A 23086-nucleotide genomic window follows, 5' to 3' on the forward strand; every position below is an offset into this window, starting at 1 on the left:
TCGCGGCAAAAAAATTACTGCACAACAGCAGTGAATTCTATTTCCACCAAATATTCCGGTGCAACTAATTGGCTGATTCCGTAAAATCCGGTTGTTGGTTTTACATCTCTAAAGAAAGCAGAATGCGCTCTGGCTACTTCTTCAAAAGTTGAAACGTCGGTTGTGAAAATTCTTGTTCTAATGACATCTTTCATGCTGACATTTAGATCTTCTAAAACTTTTTCAACTCGCTCTAATATATTATACGTTTGAGCATAAGCATCATCTGCTTTTACCTTATCACCATCAACAATTGCCACGGTTCCAGAAACTTCAATAATATTACCAATTCTTACTGCGCGGCAATATCCCATTTTGTCTTCCCACGGAGATCCAGTTAAGATGTTTTCTCTTTTCATTTTTTATATTTTGCGAATTTGTCTGTATGGTTTTAAAAGAGCAAATTCAGGTTAATTAAGATGTCGCAATTTAAGAATTCTGCCTTTGGCATCCATTAAAAAAAGCTTGAAATCAAATCGGAAATCAAGCTTTTTTGTGATATTAAATTGTTAGTCGATATGTCTTTCCTCGTAAAGACGAAGTTTATTTTGTGCTGTATTTAAACTCTGCTGTAAGTTTTCTATTTTGTTTAATAAGTGCGCAATAGCATCTATTCCTTCAAGATTAATTTTGAGGTCGTAATGCATGCGAATCATTTTTTCGACTGTTGGCAGCTGCTCTGGCTCCAGATATTCATCGTTTTCTTCAATTATAATTTGAATTAAACCGTAGTTGTTAAGTTCTGTTATAAAGGTATTTTCAATTTCATGGTACAAACAAAACTGCTTTATTTGGATTAAATTTTTATTTTTCATGGCTTCTTAGTTTTGCTAATTCTTCAAATAATTCTTTCTCTTTATCCGACAATTTTGTTGGAACTTTTATGGTATAAGTAATGTACAAATCACCAAATTGATTCTCTTTTCTGTAAACAGGAAAACCTTTTCCTTTCAGTTTTACTTTGGTTCCCGGCTGTGTTTCTGCAGGAACTTTGATTTTTACCTTTCCGTCAAAAGTATTGATGTAGGTTTCACCTCCTAGAATCGCAGTATATAAATCAAGCGGTGCCTCGGCATACAAATTGTTGCCTTCTCTTTTAAATTCGGAATTGTTGGCAATAGAAAAAGTAATAAATAAATCACCATTTGGACCGCCGTTTACACCAGGTCCGCCATGATTTGGAATTTTTATAATCTGACCATTTTCAACTCCTGCGGGAATTGTAATTCTAATATTTTTGCCGTTTACCGTTAAACTTTGTTTGTGTGTGGTGTAAGCCGATTTGAGATCTAATTCTAACTCGGCATTAAAATCCTGACCTCTATATTTAGACTGCGATCTGCTTCTGCCTCCGCCATACATCGAATTGAAAAAATCTGAAAAATCACTTCCAGAGAAATCGCCACCTCCAAAACCTGAGAAATCACTATCAGAATATTGAGAACCGCTTTGTCGTCTGCTTTGCTGCTGATTAGGATCGTAACCTGCTTTTTCAAATTCATCAGCATGTTTCCAGTCTTTACCGTATTTGTCGTATTTTTTTCGGTTCTCAGGATTGCTTAAAACTTCATTGGCTTCATTAATTTCCTTAAACTTTTTTTCGGCTTCTTTATCATTCGGATTTAAATCAGGATGGTATTTTCTGGCCAGTTTTCTATATGCTTTTTTGATCTCTGCTTCGGTCGCAGATTTTGTAACGTCTAATACTTTGTAATAATCGATATAATCCATTTTATTGAGTTTTTGTAAATGGTAAAATAAAGTCTTGAAGTTAAGAATAAGTTGTTAATTATCAAAATGATATATTGAGGCTGAATTTTATTTTATTCTTTAAATTGAGTAATATTGGAATTTGGGATTTTTAAATTGGAAATTTAAATTTAAGTTCAAACAAATGAAATATTGGCAGGTTTTTTGATTCCAAAAATTAGCTTAATTTATTGTTATAAAAGTCCTAAAGTTGCAATGCCTAATTAAATTATGCTATTTTTGTGTTGCTGGACTATTATTTAAGACTAATTATAAAAGCCGATTCGATAATACTTTTTCAATGAAGCACATTTTATTTTTCATATTGTTTTTTACTGCTTTGTCAGTATCAGCCCAAGCCGAGTTTAATTCTAAATTCAAACCTATTCCCGCCCCAAAGTTTAACGCAAAACCAAAAAAGATTCCAGCTCCTGAGACAAAAGATCCGCAGGCAGAATTAAATGATATTCCAAGTATTAAAACGCCAAATGTTTTTGAAAATACAACGATAACTCAAAAATCTAAATTTCAGATTGGAGAAGAAAAAAGTAAATTTACCATGTCTACAGAAACTGATTTTGCCAATCCAGGCGATCGTTATGTGGCAAAAATGGAAAAAGATCTGGATAAAGCTTTAAAAGATGCCGGCTTACGAGAAGGAAGAGGTGTTTTGGTTAAGAAAAATATTTCGCTGGGAGATTTTAAAACCAAATCGGAATATTTTATTGTGAAGTTCCGTGATTTTGGAGCAATCGATGGAGATTTAGTAAAAGTTTCTTCCAATGAAGTTGTAGTGCGAGATAGACTTTTATTAGATTCTAATTTCCAACAAGTAAAAATTAATCTTAATCCAGGCTTTAATAAATTAGATTTTGAAGCGTTAAATATTGGAACTCTCGGAGGAAATACTGCCGAGATTCAAGTATATGACGATAAAGGCGCAATGGTTACCAGCGATTACTGGGATAATCTTGCTGCGGGTTTTAAAGCTTCAATTGTTGTTACAAAAGAATAAGATAAGATCAAATTATTGATCCTATCTTATTGCTGTTATCTTCTTATAAAATAACTGTTTCCGCATCTGGTTTTTTTCCACTGCCAGTTTCTTTCAATAGAAAACTTACTAAAATTGCTATTGCAATTCCGATAATCCAAAATAGTCCTGCCTGCTGAAAGTGATTTGTTTTATCCAGAGTTCCGTTAAGAGTTCTGCCGAATAAGTGACTGAATAGTGGACTTAGAAGTGTTGTTACTCCAAAAGTTATAAAATTGATGGCTCCTGTAGCACTTCCTTTTACATTGTCTGGATTGGCTTCTTTAATTATAGAATACGGAATCATAGCAGCGCCAGAAGCAACTCCTAATAAAAACATACTGTATTTTGCTGGAAACATATTTGGGAAATATAATAATTGAGTTAAAGCTACAATCATAAAGACAGCACCAAATACCAAGACGGGTTTTCGTTTATTTATTTTGTCTGTAATATATCCTATTAACGGACATCCGAAAACCCAGCCAAAAGCTACCATGGCACTGGATATTGTTGCCGTATGAAAGTCGAAAGCGCGGTCTTTTTGAAAAAAATCCACTGCCCAAGTCATCGCAAATATAGTTGTCGGCGCAAATAGCAATCCCGATATTATACCGCAAAACCAAGACTGCGGATTGCTAAAAACGATCTTATAAGGATTTAGCAGACTTTGTTTCTTTTCTGTACTTTCTATATTTTTATCTGTGATATTGGAAGGAGTTATAAACCAAAGTCCGAAAGCCACAATGATTGTGAAAATTCCAATCGAGAGCCAAAACGTATTGATATTCATTCCTTCTTCAATCAACGGCCCAACAACAAATTGTCCCGCAGAACCACCAAGCATTCCGAGGCATTGTGTAAATCCAATTGCAGTTGCAAGAGATTTTGCCGAAAATCCTTTACTGGCTAAATACACACAGCCCGGAAAAGCAAAAGCGCATCCCGCACCTTGAAACAATCGGCCAACAACACCGCTAAACTGACTCGAAATCATAAATAATAAACAGCCAATTCCTAAAATAAGTGCTCCTGCAAAAAGTGAATATTTAGCTCCAAATCGGTCCAGAGCAATTCCAGCAATTAAACTGCAGGTGGAATAGGTGTAATAATAAGTGCCGACAATTTCTACTAGTCTAATTTCATTCACAGAAAAACTCTGCGAAAGTTCTGGAAACATTACTGCTGGAGCAGAACGTATTACATAATCTAAAAAATAGAAAATCAAACCAAATACCCATGCAATAACATAGTATTTGGTGTATGATTTATTAGTATTTATATCCATGATTCTTTAATTGAGCTTAAATGCCTTCTTTTAAATGTTTATAGTTGGATTTAATAGTGTCTAAAACTTCTTCCATTTTACCGCCCAGCATTAATCGGGTCATCGATTTTGCCATTCCAATTACTTGTTCCCATTCTACTTTAGGAGGCATTGCCAGTGCATTTGGATTAGTGAAAATATTTAATAAAACGGGACCATTATGGCGGAAAGCATTTTCAATTGCACCTTGAACTTCTTCAGGTTTATGAACGTTTACACCCTGAAATCCCATTGCCTGAGCAATTAAACCAAAATCAGGATTCACCATATCTGTTTCATTATCGGGTAAACCGCTGACTTCCATTTCAAGTTTTACCATTCCTAAAGCACGGTTGTTAAAAACAATAATTTTAATCGGAATATTGTATTGATGAATGGTTGCCAAGTCACCTAAAAGCATAGAAAGACCGCCGTCGCCGCACATCGCAATAACTTGTCTTTCCGGATGTGCCAAAGCGGCTCCAATTGCCATCGGCATCGCGTTTGCCATAGAACCGTGGTTAAATGAACCTAACATTTTTCGCTGCCCCGTTCCTTTAATAAAACGAGCTCCCCAAACACAGCTCATACCAGTATCTACGGTAAAAACTGCATCTTGATCTGCCAGTTTATCAATAATGTGTGCTACATATTCAGGCTGAATAGTGTCTTCTCCGCCATTATCATTAATATAAGTATTCATGCTTTCTTTTACACTGCTGTATAATTTTAGCTGCGCTTGTAGAAAACTATCATCTGTTTTTGCTTCCAAAAGCGGCAGTAAAGCTTCAATCGTATCGGCAACATCACCGCATAAACCCTTGTAGAGGTTGGCTCTTCTTCCTAAACGTTCCGTACTTGTGTCAATTTGGATGATTTTATTATCTGAAGGCATGAATTTATCATAAGGAAAATCAGTTCCTAATAATAAAACCAAATGCGATTCGTGCATACTATGATAAGCAGAAGGCTGACCGAGTAAACCTGTCATTCCTATTTCGTTAGGATTATTCGGCTGTATGCTCATTTTTCCTCTAAAAGAATACCCAACAGGAGCTTTAATATGTTGTGACAACTGCACCACCTGATCATGCGCTTTTTCGGCTCCAATTCCGCAGAACAAAGTTATTTTAGAACTTTCATTTATGGCTTTTGCTAAATGCTGTAATTCAGTGTCAGAAGGTCGGATAACAGGATTACAATGAAAATATTGAGTAGAAATATTACTTTCAACAGCTTTTAATTCAGAAACGTCGCCCGGTAAACCAATAACAGCAACGCCTTTTTTGCCTAAAGCATGCTGTATGGCTGTTTGGATAATTCTTGGCGCTTGCTCCGCCGTCATAATCATTTGATTATAGCAGCTGCAATCGTCAAAAAGTTTAATGGTATTGGTTTCCTGAAAATAATCCACTCCCATTTCGTTGGTATTAATCGTAGAAGCAATTGCTAAAAGAGGAACATGCGAACGATGCGCATCATACAATCCATTAATTAAATGAACGTGACCAGGACCGCAGCTTCCAGCGCAAACAGCAAAACCGTCTAATTCTGCTTCGGCCGCTGCAGCATATGCGCCGACTTCTTCATGTCGCACATGAATCCATTTTATTTTTCCGCTTCTGCGAATTGCATCATTAAAATGATTTAAACTATCGCCAGTAACCGCGTAAACGCGTTTCACTCCAGCTTCTACCAACATGTCTACTAATTGTTCGGCAACTATTTTACTCATGAGTTATATTTTAAAATTAATATTTAGAAAGTGCAGCATTGGTTATGGTTTACTTCTTAATAATTAGATTTTAAAGCATTTGGGCAGTAATCTGAAGGGGTTTTATAAAATTAAGGAAAAGATCTGGTTTTTCTAGTAAGGTTCTAAGATACTTAGATGCTAAGATTCTAAGATTTTATTTTTAATTATAAAAAAAGGTTCAAAGAAAAAAGTTTTATTTTTTTCTTTGAACCTACAGCTAAGAAACTTAGTACCTTAGCATCTCAGAGCCTTAGCCCCTAAAATTAAAACGGATCCGCAGTCACTCTAAACTTCATGTCTGCTTTTACGGTAACGTCTTTTGTAAGGGTTTCTTTTAAGGTTACCTTAGTTCTAATTTTGTAGCTTTCTGCTTTTATGTACTGATCTAATTTTTTATCTGTGCAAATTAAATCAATTGTATTTGCGGTTGTGTTGATATTGTCTTGGTAAGCCAATTCAATTTCATCAGAATTGGTTGTGGAAATATATAAATGAACCGATTTTAAAAACGTAAAAGTTTTATCAGAAGGTTCGGAAATGGATAATTTAAGCGATCTAATTTTTACATCTTTTACCAAACTAGCCTTCGTTTTATTGTTTTCAAATTCTGCTGAAGAATTAGTTGTGACATCTGGAGTGATTATTTCCGATGGTAAATTGATAGGAGATGTGCTCTTGATTTTAATAGAAGTCTCATTCGAAATATTGAAACTTAATAAATCATCAACAGCATCACAAGAAGTTAAAACTAACGATAACAATAGGGTAACGGCAACAAATTTTGATTTCATAGTTAAATTGTAATTGGGTTTTTCGTTAGATACGAGATATTTTATTTTTTAGTTTTAAGGTTCAAAGGCTCAAATGGACAAAGTTTCAAAGTAAAAAAAAAATAAACCTCTGAACCTTTGCATCTTTGAGCCTTTGAACCTCAAAATCGGAACGTTGAAAAAATATTTTATTTTTTCAACGTTCCGATTTTTCAATTTCGAATATAAAAAGTATTTTTGCGCATGCAACACAACGTACTTATTTTAGATTTCGGATCGCAATATACTCAGCTTATTGCGCGTAGAGTTCGCGAATTAAATATATTCTGCGAAATTTTTCCTTACAATCACATTCCAAGTGATTTATCAAGTTATAAAGCCGTAATTTTAGGAGGAAGCCCTTTCTCTGTTAGAGGAGAAGATGCGCCACATCCTGATTTATCGCAAATTAGAGGTAAACTTCCAATGCTTGCCGTTTGTTATGGAGCGCAGTACTTAGCGCACTTCAGCGGTGGGGAAGTTGCAGCTTCAAATACCAGAGAATATGGTAGAGCAAACTTGTCTTATATTAAAGAAGGTGAAACTTTCTTTGACGGAGTTTCAGAAAACAGCCAAGTTTGGATGAGCCATAGTGATAGTATTAAATCACTTCCTTCAAACGCTGTAAAATTAGCAAGTACGCATGATGTAGAATTTGCAGCTTACAAAATTGAAGGCGAAACTACTTATGCAATTCAATACCATCCAGAGGTTTACCATTCAACAGATGGATCAAAAATGCTGGAGAACTTTTTAGTTAAAATTGCCGAAGTTCCTCAAAATTTTACACCAAATGCTTTCGTAGAAGAAATGGTGGCAGAATTAAAAGAGAAATTAGGAAATGATAAAGTTGTTTTAGGATTATCAGGCGGTGTAGATTCTACTGTTGCTGCGGTTTTATTGAATCAGGCAATTGGTAAAAACCTTTACTGTATTTTCGTAAACAACGGTCTTTTACGTAAAAACGAATTCCAAAATGTATTAGATCAATACAAAGGAATGGGATTAAACGTAAAAGGTGTAGATTCTGGAGATCGTTTTCTTTCTGAATTAGCAGGAATTAGTGATCCTGAAACTAAACGTAAAACTATTGGACGTGTTTTCATCGAAGTTTTTGATGATGAATCTCATTTAATTGAAGACGTAAAATGGTTAGCACAAGGAACTATTTACCCAGACGTTATCGAGTCTGTTTCTGTAAAAGGACCATCTGCAACTATTAAATCACACCATAATGTTGGTGGATTGCCAGATTACATGAAATTAAAAATTGTAGAACCACTTAGAATGTTGTTTAAAGACGAAGTTCGTAGAGTTGGAGCTACTTTAGGAATAGATCCAGAATTATTAGGAAGACACCCTTTCCCAGGACCAGGATTATCAATTAGAATTTTAGGAGATATTACTCCAGAGAAAGTGCAAATTTTACAAGATGTTGATTCTGTTTTTATCGAAGGATTAAAATCTTGGGGATTGTACGACAAAGTTTGGCAGGCTGGAGCAATTTTGCTTCCGGTAAACAGTGTTGGAGTTATGGGCGATGAGCGTACTTACGAAAAAGTAGTAGCGTTGAGAGCAGTAGAATCAACAGATGGTATGACTGCTGACTGGGTTCACCTACCGTATGATTTCTTGATGAAAGTATCAAACGATATTATCAATAAGGTAAAAGGTGTGAATCGTGTAGTTTATGATATTAGTTCAAAACCACCTGCAACAATTGAGTGGGAATAATAGCAGTTTTTAAAATTAAGGTCTTACATTTGTAAGGCCTTAATTTTTTATAACCTACTATTTATGAGAGAACTTTTAACAATTTCTCTTGTCTTTATTTTGTCTTTTAACAAAATAACTGCGCAAGATTCAATTATTGAGCACAAGATTCAAAAAGGAGAAACTGCTTATTTTATTGCCCAAAAGTATAAGGTTTCTATAGATGAGATTTACAAACTCAACCCCGAATCGCAAAGTGGAATCAAGGATAATCAGATTATAAAGATTCCAGTTCACAACTCCCCAAACATTATTAAAGAGCAGCAGCAAACACATATTGTTGCGCCCAAAGAAACGCTCTTCGGCTTATCCAAACAATATCATGTTTCTGTAGAAGCCATTCAAAATGCCAATCAACAAATTCTTGCCAGCGGACTTCAAATCGGTCAAGAATTAATAATTCCTCAAAATTCAGAACATTCATCTAAGCAAGAAACTTCTGTTTCATCTAAAACCACTCATCAGGTCTTGGCTAAAGAATCTTTGTTTAGCATTGCGAGACAGTACAATGTTTCGGTTCAGGATTTAGAAAACTTAAATAAAGAAATACTTCAAAACGGACTGCAGATTGGTCAGACGATTGTCATTCCAAACAAAAGAAAAACTTTAGACGGAAGAGTTCGTGTCATTAATCAAGAAACTGTTTTTCATGTGGTTGAGCCAAAAGAAACAAAGTTTTCTATTGCAAAGAAATACGGAATATCAATCGATCAGCTTGAATCTCAAAACCCAGAAATTGTAAACGGATTGGTAGTTGGCAACAAATTGGCCATCAATACAAGAGCAATACAACCAGCAAATGAAAGTGAAGAACTAATGCTGGCATTGGCAGAAAAGCAGGTTGTGGTTGAAAAAACAAAAGCAAAAACAGTTGAGATCGATGATTTAAAAGATCGTCTTATTGTTCAGAAAGAGATGAATCAGAAAATTATAAAGATTAATGATCTGAAAGTCAATCTGAATGACATGAACGGTTCCAAAGAAAATTCAGTAGAAAAACTTCGTTTGGTTTTAGAAGCCAATAAAAATGTTCAGGATATTTTAATGGCCAAATTAGATTCGTTGGTCAATTCTATGAATAATGATTTGAAAGAATTGAAGAAAATGGATATTTTAAATGTTGATGAATCTAAAAGGTTGGAAAAAAAATCATCTGAAGGAATCAATAAAACCAATGAATTATCTTCTCAATTAAAGAAAGAACTGGCAGAAAACAGAAAAGCTTATGCCGGTTTAATGAATAAAGTAGAACGAATTGCCGTTGAGGAAAATCAGGAGTATAAGAAGAAAATCCGCGAAAGCGAAAAAAGTAACAACTCAGCTTCATTACAGCAGCGTTTGTCGTTAGAAGAAATTAAACGTTATAAAATAGAGCAGGAGCAGGGCGATGCGCAAAATCAGCTTTTGATTGCAAAAATTGACTCACTTGATATTCAGAAAAAAATCGAAGTAAAAAGACACATAAGCAAAGCTGCTTATTATAGTATGGAAGCTAGAAAATTTGATGACAAGCTGGCTTTGGTTAAACTGAAAAAGTATCAGGACGAAGCGGTTAAAAAACAGAACAAAAATAATACTGCCGAAAGTGCGAAAACAATTTCATTGGAAGAAATGAAACAAGAATTGAAAGACAATCCGTTACGAACTGATAAAACAGTAAAAGTGGAAGTTTATGATAATCTTAAAGAAGTTTCGAATGGGTATTACTTAGTTTTGGGTATATTTACAGACGCAGTTGAACGTGATAAGTTTATTATGAAACTCATTGATTCTGGCAATTTTAACGCTAGTTTCTTCTTTAATATTAACAGCCTTTCGTACTATGTTTACAGTGATAAGTTCGAAAACATGGAAGAAGTGCTTTATCAATGCAAGAAAAAAGAAGAAGATGAGTTATATAAAGAAGTCATTATTGCCAAAGTAGAAATTGATTTGAGGTAATTTTTGAACGATTAAACAAACGGCGCGAATTTTGCTTTAAGGAAAATTTGTAAATTGCTTTTAGAATTAGAAATTAAATTGTTTTTAAGCCTTATTATGAAATATTATTTAACATTATTGTCTTTTGTATTCTTTATCTCTTCAAACGCTTTTTCTCAGGAAAAGGTAGTTAAGTATAAAGTTTCCAGTGGAGAAACCATTAATCAGATTGCACAGAAATTTAAGGTAACGCCTTTTGATATTTATCAATTAAATCCAGATGCAAGAACAGGTTTGACTCCTAATTCGGTATTGTTGATTCCGACGAAAACAGGTGAAGCCAAAAAAGAAGTTTCTGAAACAAAAACTCCTGCAGCTTCTGGAAAAGAAGTGATTCATGAAGTACAGCCAAAAGAAACTTTTTACAGCATTGAGAAGAAATATGGAATTTCGGACGAAGCTTTAAAAGCAGCGAATCCATTTTTAGAAAAAACTGGTGTTCAAATTGGACAAAAACTGGTAATTCCTGCTAAAGGATCTGCTCCAAAAACAGCAGCAAAACCTGCAAAAGAAAAAGGTTCTGAAAAATATGTATATCACGATGTGCAGCCAAAAGAAACTAAATTTGGTATTGCCAAACAGTATAATATGACTGTTGAAGAATTAGAAAAACGCAATCCGGATATTGTTGCCAGTCTGCCGGTTGGTTACAGATTGACAATTAAAGGAAAAGCTCCGAAAACTGAAACTACTTCGGTAGAGACAGCAAAACCTGTAGAAAGTAAAAAACCTGCTGAGACTTCTAAAAAAGCAGTGACTTATATGGAATATCAGGTAAAGCCAAAAGAAACATTTTATAGTTTAGGAAGAGTTTTTCATTTAACTCAAGAAGAATTAGTGGCATTAAATCCTTCGCTTTCTGAAGGTGTAAAAGAAGGAATGGTTCTGAAAGTTCCTGCAGGATACATTGCACCAGCTCCAATTGTGGCAGCGCAGGTTCCTGTTGATTCTTCAAGTAACAAACCAGTTGAAAATACTGGCGGAGGTATTAAGATTATTGATAAAGTAAAATCTACAGAAAATGATAATGCAGAAATTGTAGAGTTAAGTAAAAAAAGAGGTGCTAATGAACGTAAAAAAGTAGTTCTTTTACTTCCTTTCAATTTAGCGAAAGTACAAAGTGATACTTCTGGAACTGCGAACAGAATTAAAAACGATAAGTTCTTAAACATGACTTTAGATTTTTATTCTGGAGCTATGATGGCAATTGACTCTGCAAAAACATTGAAACTGCCAATTGATGTTGCTATTTATGATTCGCAGGAAACTAAAACGACTTCTAATGTTCCTAGTTTAATTAGTAAACTTCAAGATGCTGATGCGGTTATTGGGCCATTTTACCAAAATAATGCTGAATCAACTGCTAATACACTTCGCTTGTATAATGTTCCTGTTATTTCTCCATTATCAAAAGACAGCGCAAACCCGATTGATAATTTGTATCAGTCTATACCGTCAAATGATGTAATTAAAAATGCTGTTTTTGATTATATGCGTTCTAAAAACGGAAACATTGTAGCAGTTGTAGACAAGAAAAAAGAATCGGTTATAAATTATATTAAACAAAATCAGAGAGGCGTTGCATTTGCTTCGTTAACTGAAACTGGAGGTATAGATGTTGCCAATTTGAAAAGTCTGTTAATGCCAAACCGCATGAATTATGTAGTTATGGAAACAGGAAATACAGCAATGGTTAAAACTACTATTAAAGCTTTAATTGATTCTCAAAAAACGTGTCAGGTGCAGCTGGTAATTCTTGAGCCAAACAGTACACTGGATACAGATGAAATTAGTTTTGATAACTTAGTGAAATTAAAATTGATGTATCCGTCTGTAACTCGCGAAAGCGACGAGCAGGGAGTTTTAATTTATGAAAAACAATACCGCCTGAAAAATAAAGCAAATCCAACTACTTATGCAACAAGAGGTTTTGATGTTACTTTCGATACGATGATGCGTTTGGTACAGGGAAAGACTTTTCAGGAAACGGCAGATTTAATGACTACACAGCAAGTAGATAATAAATTTCAATATTATAGAAAAGAAGATGGCGGACACGCTAATAAAGGTGTTTACATCTTATACTATGACAGTGACTTAACTTTAAAAGTAGCAAATTAATGACATCAAAAGTAACCTATTTAGGAGATTTAAGAACAAAATCAATTCATGTGCAGTCGGGAAGCGAAATCATTTCTGACGCACCATTAGATAATAACGGAAAAGGCGAGGCTTTTTCTCCAACAGATACAGTTGCAAACGCTCTGGCTAGCTGTATGATGACTATTATGGGAATTAAAGCACGTGATTTAGAGGTTGATTTTGTTGGCTCAACAGCCGAAGTAACAAAAATCATGAATGCAGAACCAAGAAGAATCGGCGCAATAGAAATTGTATTTGAAATGCAGGGTGTTGCTGATCAAAAGAATAAAACTATTCTGGAGCGTGCAGCAATGACTTGTCCGGTATTTCTAAGTTTGAGCAGTGAAATCGAAAAGAATATTACTTTTAACTGGAAGTAATTTATACAGCAATAACTAGAGCCATCTGAATAAAATCAGGTGGCTTTTTTTTGGGATGGATAGACCTAAAATAAACAAGAGAGCACTTTTTGAATGATGCTCTCCTGCTTTCTTTAACTAACCAATATTTATTCTGAAAACTCCAATTTTTTCAATTTATTCCATCCGCCGCGTGTGAAATCTGGTATTTCAACTGGAGCAGAATTATTATCTAATGAAATTTCGGTTAACGGACCAAGACAAGACCATTCTGCTAAATCATAAACATCCATGTCTAACGGAAGTCCTTTTTGTAAGCAGTAAATTAATCTGTAATCCATGATGAAATCCATACCGCCGTGGCCGCCAACTTTTTTAGCCTGCTCTTCGATTCCTTTTGCGATTGGATGTTTGTATTTTTCCATCAACGCTTTTTTAACGTCAGCAGGAACAAAGGAATGTGCGCTTAATTTTTCATGATTTGGTTTAACGTCATCCCCTAATTCTTTTCCGTCCAAAGCATAACCTTCTAACGGATATTTATTGGCAAAACCTTTTGTACCGCTTAATTGGTACATTCTGCTGTATGGGCGAGGAGAAGTTACATCATGCTGAATCTGAATTGTTTTTCCATTTTCAGTACGAATCATGGTCATGGTATGATCTCCGTTTCTAAAATCTTTAATTTCTTTTCCTGATTTTTCTTTGATATAAGCAGGATTTCCAACAGCTTTTGTGTCCATAGAAACCAAGAAATTCATTTTGTCACCACGGTGGATATTCAGCGCCTGACAGGCCGGCCCCATTCCGTGTGTTGCATATACATCGCCTCTGTGTTTGATGTTGTAATCCATTCTCCAGTTGTTCCAATATTCTCCCCAAAATGGCTGTAAACCATGAATGTAAGAACCTTCAGCATGAAGAATTTCTCCAAACAAACCTTGTTGTGCCATATTTAAAGTAGTTAGTTCGAAGAAATCATAAACGCAATTTTCAAGCTGCATACAATGTTTTCTCGTTTTTTCAGAAGTATCAATCAGTTCCCAAATTTCTTTCATAGTCAATGCACCCGGAACTTCAATAGCAACGTGTTTTCCATCTTTCATTGCCTGAACTCCAATAACAGCATGATGAAGCCAGTCTGTCGCTACATATACTAAATCTACATTGGGTAGAGCGGTTACTTTTCTCCAAGCATTTTCGTCTCCGTAAAATTCTTGTGCTTTTGGAAATCCAGCTTTGGTTAAAATCTCATTTGCTTTAGAAGTATTTTCTTGAGTCATATCACATAGCGCTACAATTTCAACACCCGGAATATGTGTCATGCGTTCTACTGCTCCAGGACCGCGCATTCCAAGACCTATAAAAGCAACACGAACAGTTGGAATCGCTGGTGCTGTCAAACGTAAGACATCGGTTTGACCTTTAGCACGTGAAGGAGTTTTTGTTTTTATCATTTGAGCCGTTGCAAATGTTCCCCACAACATGATGCAAACGGCCAAAATGAATTTTAAATTACTGGTTTTCATAATTAATTGTTTTAAATGTTTTGATAGTTTTTTGACTATCGGAAATATTGATATTTTTTATTTTTTGAGATTGTCTATTGTAAGTTATTAAAATTTATTTCAGGTTTTTTATTGGTCATAGGTCTTGTAAAGTTAGTTTTTGGTGTGGTATAATTATTAAAAAAGCCTCCATTTTTTAAATAGAAAGAATCGCTTTCTGTTCCGCCAGAAAAATCCATTCGGTATTCTTTTGCACCAGTATTGTCATTGGTAAATCTAGCGGTATTAATTTCTGCCCAGTTTCCTTTTTCATCACAAATCCATTGATTGTTAAACAAAACTTTACGTGATAAATCGCCTTGTTCTGGAATGAAATTTTCTAAAAAAGAATGAAATCTTTTTAAATAAGTATTGGTTTCTGGACGGTTAAAACTTGCAATCAGCATCCATTTATTTAATTCTGGAGCAAAAAAGTACGCTGTATAAGTTGTGGTATTGTTTCCGTTTGGAGATCCTTTAAGCAGGAATTTATAAGTTGTGCCTGCTTTCCAGTTATACTTTAAATAGCTCTGACCTCCAGAACCTTCATTTCCAAATTCTCCTGTATGTACATTTTCGCCTTTCTTAAGCATTTTGATTTTATGAGATTCAGGAATGCTGTTGGGATCATCTGTAGTAAAGGGACTCCAAACCGAAAATAAAACTCTTCTTTCGGTGGCTGAGTTGACCTGAATTCCGAAATAGCCTTCGCCAAAACCATTTGCCATAAAATAAGAACCAATTTTGTCTTCGTTTTGAGGAACGGTAATTTCGTTGTAAAACCATTCGGCATTTATGTTTTCTGGAACAGGATAATTTAAGTGGACGGATGGACCGCGTCGTCCCCAATGATAAAAATTCCCTTCGTTATTTGGAACATAAGAAATTTTTCCGTCGTAATCAGCGCTGGAAATTTTTAATCGATTGATAGATGGAAAACGATCACCAGTTTTACTAATTCCCCTTATTTTCAGAGCCACATAACCTTCCTGATTAATCTTCCAGTTTCCTATTTTAAGAGCTTTTTTTGAAGTATTGAATGTAACTTTTTTTGTTTGATTATTAATTGAAAATTCAAGCTCTGATTTTCCGTAAACTTCTACAGATTCTTCTACAGAAATCTGGAAAGTTCCAGGTTTAAAAATTCTGAAATATACCGTAAAGGTTTCATCAGCATTTTTCCAGTTCTCGATGCCATTGTCTGTTATCGTATTGTTTTCGTCTAAATGTTTAGAACTGAATGCATTTCCTGCTAATGGTAAAGAAATCTCCATTTTTGGATTTTCGAGAACATTATTTTCAGTATTCGTTTCATTGTGATCAGCACAAGAAAAAGATACAAGTGAAAAAGCTAAAATCAGGTTGAGTAAATTTTTCATTAGTAAGTATTGAATGATTAACTTTTTTTAAACCTCTCTAGTTTTGCAGCTAGAGAGGCTGTTAAAAACAATAAACAAATCTAAAACGATTATGGATTTTGGGTTAACGTTCCCGGATAAGCATTAATTTCTGACTGTGGAATATATTGTACCACTCGTAAACTCGAAGCGGGAACATCGTTCATTGGTAAATGGGGACCAGGATAACGACGAGTCATTGTCTGCCCGTTTCTGTAAACATCGTAACCGCGGTGCGCTTCAAATGCAAGTTCCAATTGACGTTCTTCATCAATTCTTTGTACAGCATTTGTGCTGTTTAAAGAAGTGTAGCCGCCTCCTGCAATCGCTCTTTCGCGAACAATATTCAAATTTGTCAATGCATTGGTATAATCTCCTTTTTTGGTGTAAGCTTCAGCGAGATTCAAATACATTTCGGCCAGTCTTGAAATGATAGGAGAGTGCAAGTGGGAATCATTATCCTGAAGTGAACATTTTGTGATATAATACATTGGATAAACACGATTTAGAAGCATCATATAATCTTTTTCACCAGTATATGTTTTTCCTTCGTATACAATTGAATATTGATTTTCTGCAGCGTTTACGGTGGTCAAATTATAATTTGTACTTCCGATAGTAATAAAAAACGAACCATCAGGATTGCGTTTTAAAGGCTGCTGCATATAGTTATATCCAGTTTGAGTTCCACCAGCATTGTAGACATCGTATATAAAACGGAAAGCTTCTGTTTTGTTTCCTGCAGCGTCTGTTGCATATTGCGGATCAATAAACGCCCAGCGTGCATCGTTTTTTCCTCCCGCTTTTCTAAGCAAATCTAAATATTTGGCACTGGCATACATTTCTCCCCAGCCTTGACCTTGAATATTGGCATACATACCTCCAATTCCGTAATAATGATCGTAGCCAGAAAACTCAGATGCAACTTGCTTTACTGCAAAAATGGTTTCTGTTTGTTCAGGAGCATCAGGAGCATAAGTATTATATTTCATAAAACTTGCACGGCTTAACAAACTGTAACGGCCGCTTGAAATTACTTTGTTTGAATATTCGATAGATAATGTTGCATACTCTTGATTTGGCGTTTCATAAGTACCGCTCATATATAAGTAGATTCTCGAAAGCATTGCTTGTGCGGCTTCTTTTGTGGCATAAGCAGCTGTTTTATCTGCATTCATTAAAGCTTCTGCTTTTTTCAAATCGTTTATGGCCTGCGCATAAGTGTCTTTTACAGTAGAGCGATCTGGTAATGTCAGGTTGTTTAAATCTGCAGGAAGGCCATTTACAATGGGAACCCCTAAATTATTTTCAGGAGATTGTGCATAAGGTCGTCCGTATGTTTTGCATAAGTAGAAATAAATCATACCTCTTAAGTAATAAGCTTCTCCTAATTGCTGGTCTACAGCCTCGCTTTCACCTTCTTTAATAATTTTTATTAAATCGCTAGACTGCGAAATAATTTTATAACTATTATTCCAAAAAACAGATAAACGACCGTTATTGGTAACATGCTGATAGGAAATAAAAGAATAAAAAGCATCAGTAGAAGTTCCTCTAATCATAATATTGTCGCCTGGATATTCGCCGACTCTATGCATAACATCAGACCAGCCTTTAAGCTGTGCATAACATCCGTTTAATAAAACTTCAATAGAAGCTTCTTTATCTTCCTGAATTTTGTCTTGTGTATAGGAATCAAATGGTTCTCTGTCTAACTCACATGAAGACAGGAAACTAATTGCTGTAAGTAATAGAAATATCTTTTTCATGATTTTGTTTTTAAAGAGTTAAGTTAAGTCCCAATACCACTTTTCTTGTTGAAGGATAAACCTGTGTAGCAACCCCTGCAATGGCACCATTGATAGGTGGAATTTCGGGATCGACTCCAGAATAATGTGTGATCGTGAATAAATTCTCTCCAGCGATGTAAAGTCTTAGATTTGAAATATAAAGACTTTCGATAGGCATGTTATAGCCAAAAGTCACGCTTCTCATTTTTAAATAAGTTCCAGTTTCGAGGAAACGAGAAGAAGCTTTATTTGAGTTGCTTGGATTGTTGTAAATTGCCTGCGGATGTGTTGCAATATCTCCAGGTTTTTCCCAACGGCTCCAGCCGCTATGTAAGTTCATTTGATTACGGTCTGTATAAGCACCGTCTGAATCAAATTCAGCTCTTGCATAATTGTAAATTTCTCCGCCTACAGAATAACTGAAAATCGCTGCAAAATCGAATTTTTTATAATTTAGATTTGTAGAAAAACCACCAAAGAAGTCGGGTGTATAAGCTCCAATTACTTTTTGGTTTTTAGAAGCATCTGCATAGTCGTAGGTTTTTACACGAGCTCCGTTTGCGTCTGTTGTCATCCATTGCGGTTTTCCATTCTCTGGATCTACACCAGCCCATTCTGTTAAGTACCAGCTGTCTACATCTCTTCCTGGAGTAAGCAGTTTAGAAGCAGAACCTGCTATACCGCTCCCGTCTCCCACAATAATTTGTGTTTTGCCTCCGTAAAGACTTGTAACTTTATTTTTGTTTGTACCGATGTTCGCATCAACAGACCATTTTAAGTTATCATTTTTGATAATATCTACATTTATCGATGCTTCAAAACCTCTGTTGTTTACCGCTCCAACGTTTCTCCAAATGCTTGTTACGCCAATTACACCTGGAAGAGGCACTCTGTATAAAAGATCAGAAGTGTTTTTGTTGTAATAATCCAAAGTTATATTCACACGGTTGAATAATCCGATATCCAAACCAACATCGCCGGTATATGTTTTTTCCCAGCTTAAATCTGGATTGGCCAATTGTGAAATTAAGGCTCCAGGATTTTCATTGTAACTCTGTGAAAAAGAATATAGCGGAAGGTGAGGGTATAAGCTGTTCGGTCTATTTCCAACAGAACCGTAGCTGGCTTTCAATTTTAAGTTATTTATAAAATCAGCATGAAAAAAGCTTTCTTTATGAATGTTCCATCCACCGCTTATAGAAAAGAAATTTCCATATTGCGCATTATTTCCAAAGTTTGAAGCCCCATCACGACGAAAAGAAACTTGTCCTAAATAACGATCGTCATAAGAATAATTCAAATTTGACAGCAAAGATTGCACAGCCCATTGAGATCTTCCTCCTGCTACTTTTTCTGGAACTGCGGCTGCATCTGCAACAACAATCCCGGGCGGAATTCCAGTTGCGACTCCGTTGCTGTATTTAGAATTGTATTCGTTCCATTCGTAACCTGCAACAGCATTAATACTGTGTTTATCAATAGTGGTATTGAATCTCAAAAGCTGGTTGGTGTAAACTCTATTGTAAGTACTGAAATAATCTTCAATTCTACCTTTAACCGCTTCACCCGATGAAGATCTAGGATCTGAATAATAAGTCGAATTGTAGTTTCCGAAAATGTAATTATTTACAGAAGCAAAAGTCAGCCAGTTTGTAAATTTGATATCAAAATCCATATTTCCACGAACGGTGTAACTTTCAGATTCACCATAATTCCATTGTAAATCATACAAGTAATTGGAGCCGGTTGTGTTTACCCATGTCGGATTTGGAGCATTTCCAACTAGAGTTCCATCTTCCGAATACGGACTATCCCACGGCATGTTTCCGTATAACGCGCCTACAGAATGCTGCTGGTCAAATGTTGTTTCTTTGGTTAAATTTATTTGAGGACGCAGTGTAAACCAAGTATTGGGTTTGTACTCAAATTTCATTAAACCATTGTATTTTTTATATTCGTAACCTTTTACGGCTCCAGTTTCATCGTAATATCCTAGAGAAACGTAGCTTTTAAAATTATCACCGCCTCCGCTAATAGATAAATTATAATCGTTTGCTATTCCTGTTTGAGTACCATTGTTCCACCAGTCATAGTTTTTATTTCTTAATTCTGGAGTCCACCACCATACATTTTCAAAATCTTCTTTGTTCGCAAAAGAATCATATAAGTCATATAATTCTGCACCGTTCATAATATCAAAATTTCCGTTGTTGATTGTAGTCAATGCTGTTCTGGCAGAAAAGTTGATAGTCGGTTTTCCTTTTTTACCGCTTTTTGTGGTTACAACAATAACTCCATTTGCACCTTGAGATCCGTAAACGGCTGTAGAAGCAGCGTCTTTAAGAACAGTTAGTGTTTCGATATCTGCTGGATTCATATTTCCAGAACTGTTTCCAACAATGACACCATCGATAACCCATAACGGATCTGTACTTCCGTTTACAGTAGTTCTACCGCGGATTATAATTTTTCCCACTGATCCTGGTTGGCCTCCGCCTGTGTTTACAAAAACACCAGTAGCTTTTCCTGCAAGCATATTTTCAACAGCGGGTGTCGTAATGTCAACGATTTTTTTGTTATCTAAAGTCTGAAGTGATCCCGTTAAACTCTCTTTCTTTACTTTACTGTATCCTACAACGACAACTTCGTCCATTTGCTGGCCTAATTCTTTCATTATTATTTTTAAAGAAGAATTTCCTGCTGCAGTTTCTTGTTCCTGCATTCCAAGAAATGAAAACACTAAGATTGTTGAGGAACTTGGAACTTCGATGGCAAAACTACCGTCCATATCGGTTTGAACACCAGTTTTACTCCCCTTAATCACAACATTCACTCCAGGAATTGGAGTTCCTTTTTCGTCGACTACTTTCCCTTTTACAACTTTTTGAAATGCCAATAAACTGGTTTTGTTTGAAGCGATTTCACTAATCGGTGCTGCAGACGCTGCTTGAATACTTAAAGACAACAATGAAAACAAGGCCGTTTTTAAGCTTTTTTCAAGTACTGAATGCATTCTAAAAGTGCTGGACTTTTTAGCGAATACTTTTTTCATACTCTGGTTAGGTTTTGGTTAATACTTGAGTTTTTTGTTTAGTTGATTTTTTCTTTTTTCAATTAAAATTTTGGTTTTGTTGACGTTTTTGAATTCGTTTTTTTAGGTAAAAATGATCGAAAATGAATGAATATTTTGCCCTCAAAATTCTAATTGCTCGACGAAACTATTGATTAAAATTTTATAAAACAAGAAAAAACACAAAAAATGTGCTCGAACACACAAAATTAATGTTCTCGAGCACATAAAATTGCAGCAGTGATTTTTTTTCGCCAAAAAAGCTGCAGATATTCTAAAATAAAATGTAAAAATGACAGTTGCTAGATTTAATCGGATTCTTAGAGGGTTGTTTTCTTTTTTAAAGAATATAAGGCGCATTAGTTTTTTACTAAGAATTTCGCAATTGTCGATTTCTAATGCTAAGAATTAATCAAGTATTTTTAAGATTAAGATATGTGAGTTTTTTCTTTCTCTCTTCTTTTTATTTTGAAATTGAAAAATGAGCATTAGATTTTATGAAAAAGTTTGTCTTATTTAGCAGTTACAAAATAGATGCAAAATGCTGTTGTTCTTGAAGCGTTAAAAAGTGATCATAAAAAGCACTTTTTTTTATTTTGGAAAATTAAATAAAAGCAAAAAAATGAGTTCAGATTTAAAAGCCTATAAAGTCAATTTTGTTAAACAAAATGAAAAAGTAAATATTGAGAATTTAGATTATGATTTTTGGAAAAAAGCAGATTGTTTAACAGATTTTTGCTCGCCTTGGAAAACAGAATCATTTTCAAAAATTGAATTTCGGGCAAGATGGGATCTAGACTTTTTGTATTTTAATTTTCAAGTGTATGACTCGGAAATCTATATTGACAGAAAAGACAATTCTACAGATAGTATTTGTAATTCAGACCGAGTAGAGCTTTTTTTTAGAAAAGATGAAAAATTAAGTCCCTATTACTGTCTCGAAATGGATGTCGATACTCGTATTCTAGATTTTGAAGCTTATCCTAATTGGAACTTTGACTATAATTGGAACTGGCCAAAAGGACATTTAGAAATTTTTTCGTTTAAAAATCCCAATTCTTTTACTGTTCAAGGAATAATAAGTATGGCTTCTTTAAAAGAATTAAATTTGATTCAAGATAATACTATCGAAGCAGGTGTTTATCGAGCTAAGTTTTCACAGAATGAAAATCTAGAATATGAGCCAACCTGGATTTCATGGATTAATCCCAAAACAGAAAAGCCTAATTTTCATATCGCTTCTTCATTCGGAAAATTTATTCTTGAAGAATAATCTAGAAATCAATAGATATAGAAATCTGCATTTTCGACATTAATAATATCAATTGGCAGTAAAATCGTTTCGGGTATTTCTTTGCTGTACAAGAAATACTCTGCCAGCGTGCTCACGCCAAGATAAGCCTGTCTTTTTTGGTTTTGATGAATCAAGAAATGCAGTAATCCTTCGTTTAAATAATTCACATTTTTTTCGATTAAATCGTAACCAATCAAGGCTGTCTTTTTACCTTTTTGGGCAGCTAGAGTGGCAGCAATTTGATAAGCTTTGGAAGTTGTGATAAAAACACCGCTTAAATCTGGGTTTTCTTCTAGAAAATTTAAAAACTTACTTTCAACATTGGGATGCTTTAATTTTAGCGTTGTAAGCGAAAAAGAATCCAGTTTCTTTTCTTCAAAATAACTTCTAAAACCTTTTTCTTTTTCCTGCATATGAACAGCATTTTTCAGACTTTCATCAATGTGTACAATTGCAATTTGCCCTTTAGATGAAATTAAGTTCATTAAACTGGCAGCTACTCGTCCGCTTTTGTAAAGATCCTGACCCACAAAGCACTTTACAGAATTTGACTGTACCTGATTATTGAAAGTATTCACAATAATATTCGATTCATCATAAACCTTAAGGGCTTCGATCGTTTCTTTATGAAATACCGGAGCAATTAAAACAGCATCAGGTTCAAGGCTTAAAACAGTATTATTAGCGTTGACAAATGACTTTTTATTTTCTGGATTAAAATAATGGATAGCAATATTGACACTGTAAGGTTTAAATTCCTTAACAGCATCTTGAATACCATTTACACAAGGCAGCCAGTACGAATCTATTTCTGGATCTGGAAGCAAAACACAGATTTTGTAGATTTTAGTGTTTTTTAAGTTTCTGGCAATTAAGTTTGGCTCATAATCAATAACGTTCAAAACTTCATTAATCTTTTCGAGCGCGGCAGGAGAAACTTTTCCTCTATTGTGAAGCACACGATCGACAGTTCCTTTAGAAACTCCAGCCATTTGCGCAATATCCTTAATGGTGTACTTTTTATCCATAAAAGCAAATATAA

At 34.9% G+C, this 23086-nt stretch carries 17 protein-coding genes; 6 read left to right on the forward strand and 11 right to left on the reverse strand.

All coding sequences use genetic code 11. From position 1 onward, the window contains the following. Positions 1-14: 14 nt before the first annotated feature. The 3 genes from HYN86_RS11025 to HYN86_RS11035 all read right to left on the reverse strand — a co-directional run bounded on the left by HYN86_RS11025 (position 15) and on the right by HYN86_RS11035 (position 1770). Positions 15-398: a RidA family protein gene (locus HYN86_RS11025; protein WP_113678073.1), complete on the reverse strand. Its 384-nt coding sequence runs from the start codon at positions 396-398 to the stop codon at positions 15-17. Positions 399-548: 150 nt separating this feature from the next. Continuing rightward, on the reverse strand, positions 549-854 hold the full coding sequence (locus HYN86_RS11030; protein ID WP_113678074.1) for a chaperone modulator CbpM: 306 nt from the start codon (positions 852-854) through the stop codon (positions 549-551). Then, positions 844-1770, reverse strand: coding sequence for a DnaJ C-terminal domain-containing protein (locus HYN86_RS11035; RefSeq protein ID WP_113678075.1), 927 nt, complete (start codon positions 1768-1770; stop codon positions 844-846). Before HYN86_RS11035 ends, HYN86_RS11030 begins: the two co-directional genes overlap by 11 nt. A gap of 319 nt (positions 1771-2089) precedes the next feature. On the opposite strand from HYN86_RS11035, the gene HYN86_RS11040 reads away from it, so the two are divergent. Then, the gene (locus tag HYN86_RS11040; RefSeq protein ID WP_113678076.1) at positions 2090-2803 is read left to right on the forward strand and encodes a hypothetical protein; all 714 of its coding nucleotides are present in this window, start codon (positions 2090-2092) and stop codon (positions 2801-2803) included. Between the two features lie 43 nt (positions 2804-2846). Here HYN86_RS11040 and HYN86_RS11045 read toward each other — a convergent pair whose 3' ends face one another. From HYN86_RS11045 to HYN86_RS11055, 3 genes are all read right to left on the reverse strand, one after another. Continuing rightward, positions 2847-4109 (reverse strand): MFS transporter, encoded by a 1263-nt coding sequence (locus tag HYN86_RS11045; RefSeq protein ID WP_113678077.1) that lies wholly within the window; start codon positions 4107-4109, stop codon positions 2847-2849. 16 nt (positions 4110-4125) lie between these two features. Beyond that, positions 4126-5862 (reverse strand): thiamine pyrophosphate-dependent enzyme, encoded by a 1737-nt coding sequence (locus HYN86_RS11050; protein ID WP_113678078.1) that lies wholly within the window; start codon positions 5860-5862, stop codon positions 4126-4128. Between the two features lie 284 nt (positions 5863-6146). Beyond that, on the reverse strand, positions 6147-6674 hold the full coding sequence (locus tag HYN86_RS11055; protein WP_113678079.1) for a hypothetical protein: 528 nt from the start codon (positions 6672-6674) through the stop codon (positions 6147-6149). A 222-nt stretch (positions 6675-6896) separates the two neighbouring features. Between HYN86_RS11055 and guaA the strand changes: the two genes are divergently transcribed. The 4 genes from guaA to HYN86_RS11075 all read left to right on the forward strand — a co-directional run bounded on the left by guaA (position 6897) and on the right by HYN86_RS11075 (position 12967). Beyond that, positions 6897-8426 (forward strand): glutamine-hydrolyzing GMP synthase, encoded by a 1530-nt coding sequence (gene guaA / locus HYN86_RS11060; RefSeq protein WP_113678080.1) that lies wholly within the window; start codon positions 6897-6899, stop codon positions 8424-8426. 63 nt (positions 8427-8489) lie between these two features. Next, complete coding sequence (locus HYN86_RS11065; protein ID WP_113678081.1) at positions 8490-10406, forward strand: lytic transglycosylase; 1917 nt, start codon at positions 8490-8492, stop codon at positions 10404-10406. A 96-nt stretch (positions 10407-10502) separates the two neighbouring features. Beyond that, positions 10503-12566, forward strand: a complete 2064-nt coding sequence (locus tag HYN86_RS11070) for a LysM peptidoglycan-binding domain-containing protein (RefSeq protein WP_113679913.1) — start codon at positions 10503-10505, stop codon at positions 12564-12566. Then, complete coding sequence (locus tag HYN86_RS11075; RefSeq protein WP_113678082.1) at positions 12566-12967, forward strand: OsmC family protein; 402 nt, start codon at positions 12566-12568, stop codon at positions 12965-12967. Before HYN86_RS11070 ends, HYN86_RS11075 begins: the two co-directional genes overlap by 1 nt. Positions 12968-13095: 128 nt before the next feature. On the opposite strand, the gene HYN86_RS11080 is transcribed toward HYN86_RS11075, so the two are convergent. The 4 genes from HYN86_RS11080 to HYN86_RS11095 form a co-directional block, all read right to left on the reverse strand. Then, positions 13096-14433, reverse strand: coding sequence for a Gfo/Idh/MocA family protein (locus HYN86_RS11080; RefSeq protein ID WP_230406460.1), 1338 nt, complete (start codon positions 14431-14433; stop codon positions 13096-13098). Between the two features lie 116 nt (positions 14434-14549). Then, the gene (locus HYN86_RS11085; protein WP_113678084.1) at positions 14550-15872 is read right to left on the reverse strand and encodes a DUF3472 domain-containing protein; all 1323 of its coding nucleotides are present in this window, start codon (positions 15870-15872) and stop codon (positions 14550-14552) included. 89 nt (positions 15873-15961) lie between these two features. Beyond that, entirely contained in the window at positions 15962-17659 is a 1698-nt protein-coding gene (locus HYN86_RS11090; RefSeq protein WP_113678085.1) for a RagB/SusD family nutrient uptake outer membrane protein, read from the reverse strand. 10 nt (positions 17660-17669) lie between these two features. Next, positions 17670-20732 carry a SusC/RagA family TonB-linked outer membrane protein gene (locus HYN86_RS11095; RefSeq protein WP_113678086.1) on the reverse strand — a complete coding sequence of 1021 codons (3063 nt, stop codon included), beginning with the start codon at positions 20730-20732 and terminating at the stop codon, positions 17670-17672. Between the two features lie 640 nt (positions 20733-21372). Between HYN86_RS11095 and HYN86_RS11100 the strand changes: the two genes are divergently transcribed. Then, positions 21373-22023 carry a sugar-binding protein gene (locus tag HYN86_RS11100; RefSeq protein ID WP_113679914.1) on the forward strand — a complete coding sequence of 217 codons (651 nt, stop codon included), beginning with the start codon at positions 21373-21375 and terminating at the stop codon, positions 22021-22023. Between the two features lie 8 nt (positions 22024-22031). Here HYN86_RS11100 and HYN86_RS11105 read toward each other — a convergent pair whose 3' ends face one another. After that, the gene (locus HYN86_RS11105; RefSeq protein ID WP_113678087.1) at positions 22032-23072 is read right to left on the reverse strand and encodes a LacI family DNA-binding transcriptional regulator; all 1041 of its coding nucleotides are present in this window, start codon (positions 23070-23072) and stop codon (positions 22032-22034) included. Positions 23073-23086 lie beyond the last annotated feature (14 nt).

It is taken from the genome of Flavobacterium fluviale, from assembly GCF_003312915.1.
GTDB lineage: Bacteria > Bacteroidota > Bacteroidia > Flavobacteriales > Flavobacteriaceae > Flavobacterium > Flavobacterium fluviale.